This window comes from Lysinibacillus sp. NPDC093688 (assembly GCF_050280145.1).
Lineage (GTDB): Bacteria > Bacillota > Bacilli > Bacillales_A > Planococcaceae > Lysinibacillus > Lysinibacillus xylanilyticus_B.
Window position 1 is genome coordinate 1 of the sequence record NZ_JBNNUX010000030.1, and the last position, 15671, is coordinate 15671.

The window sequence follows — 15671 nt, forward strand, 5'->3', positions numbered from 1 at the left end:
AACTATAAAAAACATATAGATAGCAATACTTCCCAGAAAATCGCTTCTACTGTCTGGAAAGCGATTCAAGATGTTCTATTTAAAAGGAGCAAAGCTCACTTTAAACGTTACGGAATGCTTCATTCTGTAGAAGGGAAATCGAATAAAGCAGGCATTCGATTTAAAGAGATTATTGTCTATTGGAATGGATTAACCCTTCCTGTTCGTATTCGCAAACAAGATTTGTTTGTAAAAGAATCCCTTGCTCTTCATACCATTAAATATTGTCGTCTAGTTAAAAAAGTGATTCGTGGAGTACATACTTTTTACGTACAACTTGTGATGGATGGGATGCCTCCTGCAAAAAGAATTCCATCTACAGGAGCCTTTCGGCATGCCTATCAAAAACAAAAACGAGTAGGTATTGACATTGGTCCTTCTACCATTGCGGTTGTTTCAGAAGAAGCAGTTTTCATCCAACAACTTGCGCCGGAAGTACCTTTATTGGAGAAACAAAAAAGACGTTTATTACGCAAGTTGGATAGAAGTCGTAGAAGTACCAATCCTAACAATTTCAAAAAGGATGGACCTATCCAACATGGCGTCAAACTCCATTGGACATATAGTAAAAACTATCAAAAAACAAAAAAACAAGTAAAAGAATTATATAGAAAGAAAGCTTGCTACATCAAAGAAAAACATGGTGCGTTAGCAAATAAAATCTTGTCTCTTGGCGATGAGGTGTACATCGAAACCATGCATTTTAAAGGATTGGCAAAACGTACAAAAGAAACTAAAACAAATATACAGGGCAAAATCCAATCCAAAAAGCGTTTTGGAAAAAGCATTGGGCATCATGCCCCTGCCATGCTAGTGGAAATCATCGATCAAAAATTAGGTTACACAAAGCAAACTATACAGAAAGTAAATACGATCACCTTTAGAGCCAGTCAGTATAACCATGTGACAGATCGTTATGAAAAGAAAAAACTCCATCAACGTTGGTGTCAAATTGGCAGTCATCTAGTACAACGAGATTTATATAGTGCGTTTTTACTGATGAATAGTGAACCAAATTTACAACAAACGAATCGAGACTTATGCAATAAAACGTTTACTACCTTTTTAGAGTTACACAATCAACATATAGAAGACTTGAAACAAGTAAAGAAATCATTCCCTCTTAGCATGGGTATCAAACAAATCAAGTGAGGCTATTCCTCCGTAGGTAGAGCTACCTGCATTCGTTAAAACTTATTGCCAACACAACATCGGTTGTGTAAATAAGAAAGTCTTATAGAACAGAAGATAAATCAAAGATGTTGTAAACAGGACATGGCAACACCATCTGTGGAGAGCTTTGTAACGCTTCTTTTAAGTATATAAGAACCCCACTGCTTTAGCTGTGGGAGTAGTCAGTACGTCTTAGGTCTTAGATGAATTTAAAGCGGAAGGTCGTATTTATAAATGTATATTCCTATATAATGAATTTATTGGAAGATTATATAACGGGAGGAAATTACATTGAAAAAATTTTTAGGATTTGGTTTGGTTATAGGTGCTTCATTAATTGCGCTATCGGGGTGTAACTCAGTCATACCAGGCAAAACCAAGGATGAAACGATCCTAGTAGAAAAAGATAAAGCCGAAAAGTTGGATGTTGAATTACAACTTGGTATTGGAGAGATAATAGTTAAAAAGGGTGCCAAGGATTGGGTTGAAGGTACTGCTCAATACAATATTGATAAATTAGCACCAAAAGTAAAATATGATTTACGCGGCCAGACAGGAAAAGTAATCATTGAACATAAAGGTTCTACTAGCGTGCGTTTTGGGAAAATAAAAAATATATGGGATATCGAACTGAATGAAGATATTCCAATGGATCTCTCAATCGAAACGGGCGCATCGGATGCAGAGCTAGATTTGCAAGGGTTGCAGCTAGAAAAATTAAATATTGATACGGGCGTTGGCGATCTCGATGTGAATTTAGGTGGCGATTGGAAAAAAAGCTTCGAAGCGAATATTGAAACAGGTGTTGGGGAGACTACTGTCATATTACCGTCAAAGGTTGGGGTAAAGCTTACGACGGAAGAAGGCATCGGTAGTTCAAGTATAGAAGGCTTCATTTCTAAAGGCAAAGGAGTTTATGTAAACGAAGCGTATGATAAAGCTGACGTAATAGTAGAGGTCAACTCGGAAATCGGAGTTGGCGATATTACTTTTAAATTGGATAAATAAAGCAAAGTTTAGTAGGCTACTTTAAGTTGAGGTAGTCTATTTTTTTATGTAGAAAGATAGGTGGCGGATAGAACGATTAAAGTGCAAGATAGAAGAGTCAGAGTCGTGGATAGAACGATCAAAATCGTGGATAGAACAGCCAGAGTCGTGGATAGAACGATCAAAATCGTGGATAGAACAGCCAGAGTCGTGGATAGAACGAATAACATGCACGAAAGAAGAGCCAAAGTGACGATTGAACGTCACTTCAATATTTGAAGCAGAGCCAATTTGATCTATATAAAAAGAATTTTATCAAAGTGAAACCTTTTCATTGAGTTATTGACTCTAAGTATTGAAAGGAGGAAACAGCATGAAACATGACTTATCAATCGTCAAACAGGCTATTGCAGGGAATAAGGAAGCCTTTGAGCAGCTACTCATTTTAGAGGAAGAAAAATTATTTTATACTGCGCTTTCTTATGTTGGCCAAAAAGAGGATGCACTAGATGCAATTCAAGAAGCAGCATGTAAAGCCTATCTAACTGTTCATCAGCTAAAGCATCCGGAATTTTTTTCCACATGGCTGTTTCGAATCTTAATACATGAGTGCTACCGGTTACTAAAAAAAGGGCAGAAAATCATCCCCTATGAAGAAAGTGAATTATTAAATCGTTTACAGCAGCAAGAAATTGTTATTACGAATCCAATCGATTTATCGGAAGCCATACAGCAATTAAATCATTCTCAGCAAATGGCTATCATTTTATTTTATTATCATGATTTACCGATTAAAGAAATAGCAGAAGTAATGGAAAAGCCAGTTAGCACTATTAAAACGTATTTGCATCGTGGAAAAAAACAATTAAAGCGAGAATTAGAAAGGAGTGCAACGTTCAATGAAAAAGCTATTTAATGAAAACGGTACCCTTCCAGAATTCCCAAGAGATGAGGTAAGAGCAGCAATTACCAAAGGAATCCAACAAGCAGAGGAGCAATCAAATATGAGTCAAGCCCCTATTCAAATGAAAAGAAAAAGCAAGCGTAAACCATTATTATATGTAGCAAGTGCGGCAGCCGCATTTAGTATTATGGTAGGTTCCGCCGCATATGTTTCACCAACTTTCGCAAGTACATTATCACAGCTACCAATTGTCGGGTCGGTATTCAGTAACTCTGGCTTCCTTGGGCTAAAACAGGCAAGTGAACAAGGGTTAACAAGCACTATTGGAGAAAAACAAACAATTAACGGTATTTCTGTAACGGTAGACGAAGTCCTTTATGATGCCTCTAATATTACGGTAGGACTTACAATTGATTCTGAAAAGGAATTAAGTGATGAGTACTTTGGGGCAGGATTTGACTTGACTATTAATGGTGAAACTCCTGAAACGGGTTCTGGGAGCTACGGTGAAAAAGTTATAAGTCCAACGGTTCGTACAGGTATCGCCAGATTTGATGTAAAAGAGAGCATGCCGGATTCTTTTGAAATGGGCTTATTGTTAAAAGGTGAAGAAGGGGAAAAATGGAAATTTACAGTTCCCGTTAAAAAGATTTCGGATTCTATTTATGTTCCTGTCAATCATCAGCAACAAGTAGAGGGCATTCAACTAGATGTGTCTAAAATTTCATTAAGTCCATCAGGTATAGCACTTGACTATAAAGCCACTGAAAAGGGGTCAATTGATAATCCACAATTAAGTGCATCGTTTATAGAGTTCCGTATTACTGATCAGAATGGCAAGGAGATTACATCGCATTCTGGTGGAGGAGAAGGGCATTTCGATAATGGTGTATGGAACTTTAGTAGCATCAAGTCCTTTGATCCGATTGCAGACGATGTTCAAAAATTAACAATTACCCCTTATTTAGCGCTTCCTTCAGGCGGAGGTGGCGTGCAAATGGATAAAGATGGTGTTGAAACAAAAATACCATTTAATAAGTCAGCGCTAAAAGAAGTGAAGTTCCAACCATTCACAGTAGAATTACCTAAACAAACTAAATAAACATTCAAGCGTCAAATGCAACCTTTGTATTTGGCGCTTATTTTATGTTAGTTTAGAGGAAGCAACTGAATGAAGGAGCGAACGGATTGAAGATTTATACATATAAACAACCAGCGGCCATTGAGTCAACAGAGTCAGTCGCAATTTTAAATGAGGCGGGCGAAGTATCGTCTACTGTTCAACGTGTTTATTCGAATGGATTGAAAAAGGCGTTTGACCGCACGATGGACTATCGTTATTTTGTACGCTTCGATGTCAGCGATGTCGCTGGTCAGGATCTTTTTACCTGTAAGAAGATGTCGCGTCGTGGGCGAGTGCATTTTCGAGGGAAGGATTTCATTACTGGCAAGGAGTATATGATTGCCTATGATGGCTGGCAAATTATGATTCCTGATTTAATCATCACGGATGGCGTCCAAAAAATAAATTTGAACAAGGAAATGGAGGACTGGTCAGTATTTTCTTTTGAGGATCAACCGATTGCACGCTGGCAGGCAATTTTTTGTGAGACGCATTTTGAGATTACGCTGCAAATTGAAGACAACAGCCCTATACAGCATGAAGCCTTTTTTATTGCGATCGGACAGGCCGTGTTGTTTATAGGAGCGTAATTGTGGCTAGATGTCGATAAATTTGAAAAAGTGTCCGATAAACTGAAATAGTTGGGTAATAAATCTATAAAGTTGGGCGATAAAACTAATATATAGCGCGATAAATGACAACAAACCCTCTACTATTTAAGAGGGTCTGCTTTTATTATAAGGATTAATATTTATATTGAAGGAACAGCTTCCTTTTGAGGCTGTTCCCTTTTTGATCAGAAAGTCCTGCTGATGCTTATATAGATAGTCCTATTGTTAGAATATCTAGGATACAACAATCCGCTAAAAATTACACAAAAATTAACTAGTTATTTCATTTAATCTAGAAAAAAATCCAAATCAATCCAAATGAGTCTGAGGAATGTTAGATTACTAATGGTATGCAAAAATAGGACAAGGCACATTTAGATTGCATTGGAAAATAAGGAGAATTTGAAATGAATTTTAAGTCAATTAGTAAAAGAATCGTTTTTTCCTTCAGCATTGTAGTAGCAGTAGTGGTTTTATACATAGGTTACAATTTTTATGCGGTAAAGCAAAGTAACAGCGCAACGGAACAAATTATAGATGAAGAATTGCATTTACTGATTTCAGATTATGAGGAAGCCCAGACGATAGGGCTAAGAATTGCGGCAGCTAGAGGGTATGTACTTTCTGGGGATGAAAAGTATAAGAAAATTTTTGACGATAATGTAAAGCATGCTGATGAGAATGAGAAAATACGTTCATCGATATCAGAGTCGGGGGATTTCGGCAAATTTGCGGAAATGGCTAAAGAATGGAGTAGTTATGTAGAAAAAGAAGTATTTTCTGTTTATGATCAAGGGCAGATTGACCGTGCAATAAAAAATTTAGCAACTATGAGTGATAAGGCTACGGAAATACGTGAAGGCTTTGAGGGATTAGCTGAACATCGTAAGCAATCGATTAATGCGACTGGTGCAGACATTATCAGTGCAGGCGAGGCTAAGCAGCTTACAGGTATTATCGTCGGTGTTGTGATTGTTATTGTTTCCATCATAATTGCATTGTTAAGTGCTAGATTAATTTCAAAACCAATCATCGCTGTGACAAATCGTATGCAACAAATTGCTGAAGGTGATTTAAGTGAGCCTTCACTGATTGTGAAATCAGAAGATGAGGTAGGACAGCTTACAGAAGCGACTAATAAGATGTCCGATATGTTGAATCGTTTATTAAAGCAAATTCAAACAGTATCTAATGACGTTGCTGCGCATAGTGAAGAGCTTATGCAATCATCTACAGAAGTGAAAACGGGCACGGAACAAATTGTCGATACTGTTACTGAAATTGCAAGTGGCACAGAAGTGCAGGCGAGTAATGCATCAGATGTAGCAACAACAATGACAGAATTCACCTTAAAGATGACAGATGTCAATAATAGTAGTACGGATGTTCAGCAATATTCCCAAAATGTCATGGCTTTAACGAAAGAGGGCCAAGGTTTAATGGACGCATCTACTGCGCAAATGACATCCATTCATCATATTGTGAAGGATTCTGTTTATAAGGTGGATGAACTCAGTAAACAAACACAGGAAATTTCAAAAATCGTAGCTGTGATTCAGGATATTGCTGCACAAACGAATTTACTAGCTCTTAATGCAGCTATCGAAGCGGCTCGCGCAGGGGAGCATGGTAAAGGATTTGCGGTAGTTGCAGACGAGGTTCGTAAACTCGCCGAACAAGTAGCTGTCTCAGTGGACGATATAACGGGCATTGTTCAAAAAATTCAACAAGATTCTAACACGGTGACATCCTCACTGGAAACTGGCTATCAAGAGGTTGAAAAAGGTACGGCTCAAATTGCATCTACAAATGAAACATTCAACCAGATTGCAGATGCCGTTTACGCCATGTCAACGAACATTGATAGCATGACGACAAAGCTAGAAGAGGTAGTACAAAATACCGTTACGATCAATAAATCAGTGGACGAAATTGCCGCTGTATCAGAACAATCTGCTGCAGGCATCCAAGAAACTTCTGCAACAATCGAACAAGCAGCAAGCTCTATGGATGAAATCAACAATAGCTCAGCCAATTTAGCGGACATGGCAGAAAATTTAAATGACCTTGTTAGGAAATTTAAATTGTAATTAAGTCTAGTTGAATTTCGAACTTGCATCTAACGTGGAATCAAAAGAGTTCAATCAGTAAATGCTACATCGAACAAAAGCAACAGACGAAACATAAGAAAATTGAAAATCGGTTAAACCAGCAATTGACGAGTAAATCTTATGATTGCTGGTTTTATTTTATTATGTGGTTTAGAGGCTAGGATGAAATCAAGAAAGATATATATAAATACATTTTAAAAAATAGTATTGTCGCTCTAAATAAAAACCGGTTGTAAATAATTTATCCAAAATTGAATAATAGGAAGTTCAATGAGGCTATAAATAAAAGAAAACCGACATTAATTTCATGATTTCATGAAAAAGCTTCGATAAGGAGTGTGGAGATGGCGACACTTGTTGTAAAGAGAGGTATTATGCACAAATACCAAAGCATTGGGCAGGCGATTCAAGAGGCAATGCCGGGAGATTTTATTGAAATCCGGGAAGGGATCTATGAAGAAAGCTTTGAAATTTCCCAAAGGCTTACACTGTATGGAGTAGGGAATGTGACCATTAAAGGTGGCGTGTTTATCCGCTATCAGACACTTGTGAATATGCGAAATCTGCGTTTTACTCAAGGGCAAGGTATTTATGTAAAGGGAGATTTACAGCTAGAAAACTGTATCATTGAGCAACAAGTGGTGCAAACACAAGTAACCGTAAGCTTCGGAAGTCTCATGATGAAAAATGTTGATGTGTTAGCGAGTCCTGTCAATCATGTTGGTTTACGTATTGATAATGGTTCGAGTGTTATTCTTGTGGATAGCACGATCCAGCAACATGTTAAGGCTCAAATCATGGTGCAAAATTGTGAAATCGCATTGACAAATTGCATGCTGTTGGAAGGGCGAGCGAATGGCATTTTTGCAATACGGGATGTAAAAATGGAGATGGTGGATTGTGAAATTCATGGACATCAAAAGGCGCAGATTGTTGCAGCCTCCAGCTCAATTTCAATGATGAATACACTTATTCACCAAGGGCAAGATGTAGGAATCCAAGTTTTCGATAACACGAAGCTAACGATGGATGGCTGTGAAATCAAGCAACATCAAGACACGCATTTGGTTGTACATCAAAGTGAGTTGTTCGTGACGGATTCTATCTTCTCTGATGGAGTGGGGAATGGCCTTTATCTTGGCGAGAAGTCTAAGGCGAAATTGTATGATTGTAAAATTCATCGGCATATGAAGTCGCAGTTATTAATTGAAAATAGTAAAGTGGAGTTTCGTACATGTAGGATAGAAAAGGGAGAGGCGACGGGAGTTACGGTTGTCAATGAAGCCGATGTATCGATGACAGAATGTGATATCCAAGAACACCCGCAATTTCAAATGATTATTGACTCCAGTGGGCTAATGCTCAATCAGTGCATGATTCAATTTGGGCAGGCAGGTGGAATTTATGGCAATGATCACGCTAAGATTACGCTCCAGAACACAATAATTCGAGAGCTCGAAAGTCATCATATTTATATCAATAAAGCTCGACTCTTTACTGATAATTGTACTTTTGAACATATTAGTGGGAATGCGATTACTTGTATTGATGCTATTTTTGAAGTTGCCAATAGTGAATTTAAAAACTGTAATGAAGGCCCGTTTGCAATCGTTTGGTCTGATCAGTCAATGGGACGTATTGTGCATTGTACGATTGATGAAGCAGTTCGTCCATTTTTAGCGATGTCCAATCAATCTTTACTTGAGATGGTGTACACAGATCTAACTACTGTAAAAATACCAGCTATCGTACAGGGGAAAAGTCAATTATTTATCGAAGGGTATTCGAACAAGACAATGTGGAAGAGTGATGAATCATCGAGAATAGTTTATTTGCCAGTCGATACTAGCGATAAGACAAAGCAAGGTGTAATAAATCAAGAAGAAACAAATGGTATCCAAATATCGGATAGGAAATTATAAAAATAAGTTAAAAATTTACAGAATTTTAAATAACTCTTCTATGGAATAGTATTAATAAAACAGTGAAGTAAGCGAATAAAGAAGAAGGATAAGTAATTTCAAATATTTTGAAATTACTTTTTTGTGGGATAAAAGTGCTGTAATAACGAGGTAAATAAGTATGGTGGATATGTATAAAGACACCTCTATCATTGTTCAAAGCAATTTATATTTGTATGTAAACGATTTCTTTATAGTGATATTTCCCTGTAGCGCAGAATATTAAAATTCGACAAAAGTAATTGTTATTTCTATAATAGAATTAATGAATAACAATTATCGATACAGGCACCACATTAAAAATTATTATTAAATAACAATGATTTTTTACAGAGGTTAAAATTTTATTACATTTAAGCAGATTTTGGATTGTTTAATTTCTATATGTTATCCTATAATCAGTAAAAAAAGTTCGTGGAATGATTTACTAGTTCGTTGTTTTAGAAATATGAATAATGATTGTAAAATAATAATTTGGTAAAGTAGAGGTGAAAAAAGAATGTTTGGGCTGACAAAAGAAGAAATTATGCTAATGCTTGAGAAGGTAGGATTAGAGGAGAAACAAAAAAATGCAATTGCGGACATCCTGCATCTTAACAATGTGCGAATCGAGCAACAACTTGCATTTATTATCCATCTAATAATGGACGAGCGCGAAAGAAGTATTGCCAACAATACATATTTAAATTAGAAAATGTTGTAGGATAAGAAATTTAGCTTTTTAACACATACCATATAGTTTTTAACGAATTGACAACTCATGTTAAAAAATAATAACCCTTTCAAACGATTGTTTCTATTATTTTATCCTACTTATAGATGAATAAAGTCACAAGTGCTAAGTATTTACTAAATGCACTTGTGATTTTTTAAATCTTGTTTAAAGGTTGGGGTGGGTTGTTTATTCATTTAAAATCTCCTTCTCGAATGGTAAAATTTGAAACTTTTTTAATTTTCAAAACGTATAAAGATAAGATAGAAAAGAACAGGGAGGGTAGATTTTGAAGTAAGCGTTATTTAAAAATGATTACTTTAGTGATCTAGCTAGAAATTTTGCTGTAACAGTTGTGAGAGATGCAGTCGCTGGTGCTACAGATCAAAGTAAGGAAGCAGCTTTAACAAAGCTTGCTACATAAGACACCTTAATCCTTACTTCTCAGCAGGTTTTTGAAAGTGAAAATGATAAAGGGGAAATTTGAAATGACACTTTTACAACGATTGATTGAGCAAGCTAAAAACCCTCGAGGATTTGTAGGCTCATTGATGTTACGAATTATGAATAAGGCACATAGCGGTATGAATACTTGGCTCATGAAACAGGAAGTTGTAAATGATGGCGATATTGTGTTAGATATTGGATGTGGAGGTGGAAAAACACTGCAATCCATATCGAAAATGAATCCAAGTGGTAAAATCTACGGTATAGACTTTTCTGCTCAGGCTGTTAAAGATTCTACGAAAACAAATCAAATGGATGTAGCAAATGGAAAAGTGATCGTGACGCAAGCAAGTGTTTCGAGCATTCCGTACACGGATAAGTTTTTCGATACGATTACAGCGTTCCAAACGCATTATTTTTGGCCAGACTTAGCAAATGATGTGAAGGAAGTATTTAGAGTGTTGAAGGACGATGGGAAGTTTATCATCATTTCGGAGTTCTATAAAATTAATTATCATATGCAAGCTTATAAAACAAAACCTGAAATCAAGCAGTTGTTTGAAAGTGTTGGGTTTCAAACGGTTACTATACGAGAAAACACGCAAAAAGGTTGGTTATGTATTTCAGGGATTAAATGAACCATAAAAAATGGAGGATATATGAATGAAAAGATGTGAATGGGTCAAGCTAGATGAACCTTTATATGTTGAATATCATGATAAAGAATGGGGTATTCCCGTCTATGATGATCAGCATTTATTTGAAATGCTCTGTCTAGAAGGAGCACAAGCTGGTCTTAGCTGGTGGACGATTCTACAAAAAAGAGAGGGCTACCGGGCAGCTTTCGACCAGTTCGATGCTTCGAAAATCATTCTCTATACGGAGGACAAGCTACAGGAGCTTCGTCAAGATTCTCGCATTGTACGAAATAAGCTTAAAATTGCTAGTGTCGTAACGAATGCTCAAGCCTTTCTACATATACAGGAGCAATATGGTTCCTTCTCTGAATATATTTGGGGCTTTGTAGACCATCAGCCGATCATCAATGAATGGTCGTCCATTGCAGACGTACCTGCGACAACAGAATTGAGTGAACGAATGAGCAAGAAATTAAAAAAAGACGGCTTTAAATTTGTGGGTAGTACGATTTGCTATTCCTTTATGCAGGCAACTGGAATGATAAATGACCATGTAGTCGATTGTATTTGTCGTGGTAAGGGGCCAGCTGATGAAAATTGATGATATTAAGGCTCAATTAGTAAGGCAGGCAACGATCTTTGAAACGGGTGGTATTAGACCTACACATGACCTGTTAGAAAGCTGGATTGGCTATGTAGGATGGTCATTACCAACAGAACAATGTCCACAAGGGTTTCAGCCACTTGCTACATTGTTTTTAAAGGAACTTCCTTTTGTACCCGCAGCACTAAAGCATATGGAGCTGCTAACGCTTTTTATCAACGAAGAAATATTTGATCATCTTATAGAAGATGATCTTAGCCGTTTTTTTGTAATAAGAGCATATACTTCTCTAGAAGGTTTAGTCCAGCAAACTTGGCAGCATGACCGTATTCGAGCTTTCCCACTTATTTCGAAATGGATTGACAATGATTATCCAACATGGGATGGAGGAGGGATTCCGTCTGATGTAGAGGATGAAATTTTGAGGCTAGAGCACGAGGAGGATGTTGAGTACTTCGATGATATCGTTGAGGAAATATTCGCCGTGCATAAAATTGGAGGCTATCCATCTTTTTGCCAAAGTGGTCGTGATTACGGTGAGGAGTTCCCTTTTGTACTTCAGATTGCCTCAGACGAGAAGGCGTATTTTAATATCGTCGATAATGGGAATTTCTATTTCTTTTTTAATTGTGAGTTAGATGAGTGGCGTGTGTATTGCGATTTTTATTAGAGGTAAATTATTTTCACGTTCCAACAGCAACGTTACAGTGATACATCTATTGATGGCATGATTAGGAGGAATGAAGATGAGGAGACATACTTCCGAAGTTAGGAGAGTAAAGAAGGTGAGGAAAATGGAAAACAAAACAGTCATTAAGAGCGGTATTAGTTTTGGCTCGGTATTAGCCATTACTATTTCTTGGAGTGTAAATCATTCGATCATCTGGGCCATCATACATGGTTGTTTAAGCTGGTTATATGTCATTTATTACGCAATAATAAGATAGAATCCAATCAAAGAAGCGGAATCATATGGAACCTGACGCTGTGCAATTGTTTAGCGAAACATTGCATCGTATACATACAATAATGAATGTGTGCTTCGTTCATAACTTTTGAGCATTTAGCATAAATAAACAAAGTGCTCTTTTTTCGATGAAAAACTCATATTCAGAAAGATTACTGACATCTTTCCATGTATCGTAGAAGAAAGGTTGATAGGATGACACATCAAGTAACCGCCAAAAGCGATTTTGATTTTAATGCTTCAGGCGTTGATGAAATATTACAGAATGTCGCGTTTATATTATCTACTTTCGTAATATCTTGCCCTTTATACAGAGATTTTGGTTTTAGACTAGACACTCTTCCACCTTTCCAGCTTGCCAAAAGACGTAATACTGCACGTCTTTTAGAAAGCATTCAACGTTTCGTGCCACAAGCTATAGTTATAGATGTAGATTATCTTGGAGATGCATATGTAGGAAAATTAGAACCTGTTGTGAAAGTCATTGTAAATAAATAGACTTTTAAGGTGAGTTTTAAATTTGCCAGGTATTTTAACTTCTTTCAGCAGGTTCACGGAAAGGGTAGCCTGGCAAATTGATTATAATTATCGATCATTGTTGTGCATATCGGGAACTTAGGATAAATTCATGATTTAAAAAGATAAGCGTATTCTATTAAAAAGATGAAATGGAGAGAATATATGAGAGGGTTCATAAAAAGCCTTTTTATTTTATTTTCCTTGATAGTAATAACGGCTGCTTTGATAAAGTATAATCAACCTTCTATTGAAAGACCTATTCAAAAAAATCCCGATTTGAATTATGCTGATGAAATTGGTGGGAAATTACAAAGTACGGGTTTTACACAAAAAATTATAGTAGCATTACGAGCAGCAGGCTATTATCCTGATAGTACGTTAGGGTATTTAATTGAATCTCCAAACAATCAAGTAATTACTATATCATTACATAATTTAGATAAATTAGACAAGAGTACAGAAAGCGAAATCCAAAACATCGTCAACAGTATTGCGGAAACAAATGATCTTCAGCTGTTTATTGTTAATATCAGACTTATTGATCGCCATTAACAACACGTAAGAATGGTTAAAGACCTCTAAAAAGTTACAGGAAATTTGTGTGCTATAATCAAGATAAGAGGTGATCATTCTGAGAATTTTAGTGTTAGGCGCCACTGGACGCGTTGGTAGCCACCTTGTTTCCCTAGCTTTACAAGATGAACATAGCGTTACAGCTTTAGTTCGTAGCCCAAATAAGCTAAACATAAATGATGAAAATTTACAGATTGTACAAGGGAATGTATTAACAAAACAAGATATAGAAAATACCATGGCGAATGTTGATATTGTGATCAGTGCATTAAACACGGATGGCACCAATACATTAACCAAAAGTATGCCGCTAATTCTTGAAGCAATGGAAAAAACGCATGTGAAAAGAATTATAACGATTGGGACGGCTGGAATTTTACAAAGTCGACTGACACCAAGTATTTTACGTTATCAATCGAGCGAATCAAAAAGAAAATCAACCTTCGCAGCAGAGGAGCACCATAACGTCTATCATTTATTGAAGAAATCTGACACTGATTGGACAATCGTCTGTCCTACATACTTACCTGATGGTGAACACACGGGTACATATCGTATCGAACAGGACTTTTTACCGGATGGTGGGGGAGAAATATCTGTAGCAGATACGGCAGAGTTTGCCTATCAACAAATTCAGAGTAAAGAATATGTGAAATCGCGTGTAGGAATTGCGTACTGAATTTCTAAGCAGCTATCTCTTAAGTATAAGAAGCGGATAAAAAGGTCTGATAAAAGCCAATAGGTGTGGGTGTGCGTTAATCCAAGTAGGATTAACGCTTTTTTGTTGTTAAGGAAATTATTAAATTTGTGTTTGTGGAAAACTTTAATTCATACGAAAGGTTCGTTAAGCATTGAAAATGTAAGAGAACGATACACCTAAGTAAAATTGCAACTTAGGCCACTACTTCACGGCATGATTGACTGAATAATCTTTTATAGACAGAATAATGAATATAAGTGCATTTTCAAAAGCTAAAAGTGTTATACTAATAAGCACGTTATAAATTGAGGAGTTAGATAGAATGAAATATTTTAAACCACAAATGCAGCAACTTGTGAAAGAAAACCGTGAATTGCATGATCGCCTAAAAGAGTTAATGGCCGATATGGATTTACAAAAAAATTATGCTTTAAAAGCTCTATATCACGCTGAAGTAGCGGACGGTGGACGCTATCAGCAAGATTATCAAGCGTTGGACTATTTATATAAATAACTCTAAATGAGCAAAAACACTTTGAATAATTTCCATTAAACAAAATAAAAAGACAGATTCCACTCTTTTGGTTAAAATGAACGCTCTCACACAAACATCCACCAAAGGAGTGTATCTGTCTGATGAAAAGATAAACACATCACCACAAATCAAGCGATAGAAAGTTTTCGAATAAAAGGCTTCTTGTTTTTTCTTACTTTTTTAGGGGGCAGACATATTATGAAAATAATGTAAGAGACAAGGAGCCAATTAAATTAAAATAGAACCTATAGCAGAAACAGATATCATTTTTTCACTTAAAGGCTTCTTAGTTTTTATCAAAGCTTATATCAAATTAAATTTAAAAAATACCAGTAATAGAATTATGACAACTAAAATAATCCACCAACTAGCTCCAGAAGCAGAAAGTAAATAAATAAATAAATGCTATTAAACATGAAAGAAGAAATATTGATAATAAAACATTAATAAGAAACTTATTTTTCATTTATTTCATTTCTCCTTTCAGTTATATATCATATCGAGATAATATTAGGCTCCACAAGCTACAACACATAAAGCTAGACATGATAGAAATGCTGGTGGATTACCAACTAGTCCCAGACACACTCTAGAGCACGTAATACATAAAATTCGAGGAGTAATTTCTCCTGGTAAAGAATAATTCATATTTACTTCACCGTCATTAACATCAATAACATTAGATTCCTTGAAAATTATAGAGCACAATTTGATATTCATCTTGAGATTTACTTAGCATTAGAGCTACGTTTACTTGAGACTCTTGATCTTCAGGAAAATCCTTTTTACTTGAATAGCCTCTTCCTCTAAAAAGTAACCTTGTTCCTCTGCAGATTCAATAACAGCTTGTACCCTTTTAGCATTAAGTGCTTCTTCAATATAACTTTCTCTATCAGTACCATTAACATCTTTAGATTGCATTTCAACTTTCTTTACCGTACATTTATTGTCATTCTCAAGATTTTCTGCTGCGTTTGATTCTATTGTTTCAAAATTGAAAAATAATAATCCTAAAATCAATGCAGAACACACTATTTTTTTAATAAATGGACCCACTTTTATTACTC

General features: G+C 36.1%; 18 protein-coding genes. 17 read left to right on the forward strand and 1 reads right to left on the reverse strand.

The genetic code is table 11. The annotated features are described in order from the left end of the window. The 17 genes from ACQKN2_RS19165 to ACQKN2_RS19245 all read left to right on the forward strand — a co-directional run. Positions 1 to 1191: hypothetical protein (locus ACQKN2_RS19165; protein ID WP_427416355.1), on the forward strand; the 1191-nt coding region annotated here is incomplete at its 5' end. Between the two features lie 312 nt (positions 1192 to 1503). Then, the gene (locus ACQKN2_RS19170; protein WP_427416356.1) at positions 1504 to 2220 is read left to right on the forward strand and encodes a toast rack family protein; all 717 of its coding nucleotides are present in this window, start codon (positions 1504 to 1506) and stop codon (positions 2218 to 2220) included. Between the two features lie 60 nt (positions 2221 to 2280). Beyond that, on the forward strand, positions 2281 to 2478 hold the full coding sequence (locus tag ACQKN2_RS19175) for a hypothetical protein (RefSeq protein WP_427416357.1): 198 nt from the start codon (positions 2281 to 2283) through the stop codon (positions 2476 to 2478). A gap of 94 nt (positions 2479 to 2572) precedes the next feature. Next, positions 2573 to 3115, forward strand: coding sequence for a sigma-70 family RNA polymerase sigma factor (locus tag ACQKN2_RS19180; RefSeq protein ID WP_427416358.1), 543 nt, complete (start codon positions 2573 to 2575; stop codon positions 3113 to 3115). After that, positions 3099 to 4205, forward strand: a complete 1107-nt coding sequence (locus tag ACQKN2_RS19185; protein ID WP_427416359.1) for a DUF4179 domain-containing protein — start codon at positions 3099 to 3101, stop codon at positions 4203 to 4205. The genes ACQKN2_RS19180 and ACQKN2_RS19185 overlap by 17 nt, the downstream gene beginning before the upstream one ends. Positions 4206 to 4291: 86 nt before the next feature. Further along, the gene (locus tag ACQKN2_RS19190) at positions 4292 to 4816 is read left to right on the forward strand and encodes a tubby C-terminal domain-like protein (protein WP_427416360.1); all 525 of its coding nucleotides are present in this window, start codon (positions 4292 to 4294) and stop codon (positions 4814 to 4816) included. A gap of 428 nt (positions 4817 to 5244) precedes the next feature. Then, positions 5245 to 6927 carry a methyl-accepting chemotaxis protein gene (locus ACQKN2_RS19195; RefSeq protein WP_427416361.1) on the forward strand — a complete coding sequence of 561 codons (1683 nt, stop codon included), beginning with the start codon at positions 5245 to 5247 and terminating at the stop codon, positions 6925 to 6927. Positions 6928 to 7292: 365 nt separating this feature from the next. Beyond that, on the forward strand, positions 7293 to 8870 hold the full coding sequence (locus tag ACQKN2_RS19200; protein ID WP_427416362.1) for a right-handed parallel beta-helix repeat-containing protein: 1578 nt from the start codon (positions 7293 to 7295) through the stop codon (positions 8868 to 8870). A 538-nt stretch (positions 8871 to 9408) separates the two neighbouring features. Further along, the gene (locus ACQKN2_RS19205) at positions 9409 to 9600 is read left to right on the forward strand and encodes a hypothetical protein (RefSeq protein ID WP_323649640.1); all 192 of its coding nucleotides are present in this window, start codon (positions 9409 to 9411) and stop codon (positions 9598 to 9600) included. Positions 9601 to 10109: 509 nt separating this feature from the next. Next, on the forward strand, positions 10110 to 10706 hold the full coding sequence (locus ACQKN2_RS19210; protein WP_427416363.1) for a class I SAM-dependent methyltransferase: 597 nt from the start codon (positions 10110 to 10112) through the stop codon (positions 10704 to 10706). A 25-nt stretch (positions 10707 to 10731) separates the two neighbouring features. Beyond that, complete coding sequence (locus ACQKN2_RS19215) at positions 10732 to 11307, forward strand: DNA-3-methyladenine glycosylase I (RefSeq protein WP_427416364.1); 576 nt, start codon at positions 10732 to 10734, stop codon at positions 11305 to 11307. After that, positions 11297 to 11980 carry a DUF1963 domain-containing protein gene (locus ACQKN2_RS19220; RefSeq protein WP_427416365.1) on the forward strand — a complete coding sequence of 228 codons (684 nt, stop codon included), beginning with the start codon at positions 11297 to 11299 and terminating at the stop codon, positions 11978 to 11980. Before ACQKN2_RS19215 ends, ACQKN2_RS19220 begins: the two co-directional genes overlap by 11 nt. A 115-nt stretch (positions 11981 to 12095) precedes the next feature. Then, positions 12096 to 12257, forward strand: a complete 162-nt coding sequence (locus ACQKN2_RS19225) for a hypothetical protein (protein WP_427416416.1) — start codon at positions 12096 to 12098, stop codon at positions 12255 to 12257. Between the two features lie 215 nt (positions 12258 to 12472). Then, positions 12473 to 12775 carry a hypothetical protein gene (locus ACQKN2_RS19230; protein ID WP_427416366.1) on the forward strand — a complete coding sequence of 101 codons (303 nt, stop codon included), beginning with the start codon at positions 12473 to 12475 and terminating at the stop codon, positions 12773 to 12775. A gap of 183 nt (positions 12776 to 12958) precedes the next feature. Continuing rightward, complete coding sequence (locus tag ACQKN2_RS19235; protein WP_427416367.1) at positions 12959 to 13348, forward strand: hypothetical protein; 390 nt, start codon at positions 12959 to 12961, stop codon at positions 13346 to 13348. Positions 13349 to 13427: 79 nt separating this feature from the next. Further along, positions 13428 to 14048 carry an NAD(P)-dependent oxidoreductase gene (locus tag ACQKN2_RS19240; protein WP_427416414.1) on the forward strand — a complete coding sequence of 207 codons (621 nt, stop codon included), beginning with the start codon at positions 13428 to 13430 and terminating at the stop codon, positions 14046 to 14048. 343 nt (positions 14049 to 14391) lie between these two features. Continuing rightward, positions 14392 to 14583: a hypothetical protein gene (locus tag ACQKN2_RS19245; RefSeq protein WP_100543053.1), complete on the forward strand. Its 192-nt coding sequence runs from the start codon at positions 14392 to 14394 to the stop codon at positions 14581 to 14583. Between the two features lie 771 nt (positions 14584 to 15354). Here the strand turns inward: ACQKN2_RS19245 and ACQKN2_RS19250 are convergent. Continuing rightward, a complete protein-coding gene (locus tag ACQKN2_RS19250) occupies positions 15355 to 15660 on the reverse strand; it encodes a hypothetical protein (protein WP_427416368.1) in 306 nt (101 codons plus the stop codon). Positions 15661 to 15671: the final 11 nt, after the last annotated feature.

Bases quoted from the DNA above. Each gene is read 5' to 3' on its own strand.
- ACQKN2_RS19200 (WP_427416362.1), top strand. From the start codon at position 7,293: ATGGCGACACTTGTTGTAAAGAGAGGTATTATGCACAAATACCAAAGC.
- ACQKN2_RS19195 (WP_427416361.1), top strand. From the start codon at position 5,245: ATGAATTTTAAGTCAATTAGTAAAAGAATCGTTTTTTCCTTCAGCATT.
- ACQKN2_RS19185 (WP_427416359.1), top strand. From the start codon at position 3,099: ATGAAAAAGCTATTTAATGAAAACGGTACCCTTCCAGAATTCCCAAGA.
- ACQKN2_RS19210 (WP_427416363.1), top strand. From the start codon at position 10,110: ATGACACTTTTACAACGATTGATTGAGCAAGCTAAAAACCCTCGAGGA.
- ACQKN2_RS19205 (WP_323649640.1), top strand. From the start codon at position 9,409: ATGTTTGGGCTGACAAAAGAAGAAATTATGCTAATGCTTGAGAAGGTA.
- ACQKN2_RS19180 (WP_427416358.1), top strand. From the start codon at position 2,573: ATGAAACATGACTTATCAATCGTCAAACAGGCTATTGCAGGGAATAAG.
- ACQKN2_RS19220 (WP_427416365.1), top strand. From the start codon at position 11,297: ATGAAAATTGATGATATTAAGGCTCAATTAGTAAGGCAGGCAACGATC.
- ACQKN2_RS19245 (WP_100543053.1), top strand. From the start codon at position 14,392: ATGAAATATTTTAAACCACAAATGCAGCAACTTGTGAAAGAAAACCGT.
- ACQKN2_RS19230 (WP_427416366.1), top strand. From the start codon at position 12,473: ATGACACATCAAGTAACCGCCAAAAGCGATTTTGATTTTAATGCTTCA.
- ACQKN2_RS19235 (WP_427416367.1), top strand. From the start codon at position 12,959: ATGAGAGGGTTCATAAAAAGCCTTTTTATTTTATTTTCCTTGATAGTA.
- ACQKN2_RS19215 (WP_427416364.1), top strand. From the start codon at position 10,732: ATGAAAAGATGTGAATGGGTCAAGCTAGATGAACCTTTATATGTTGAA.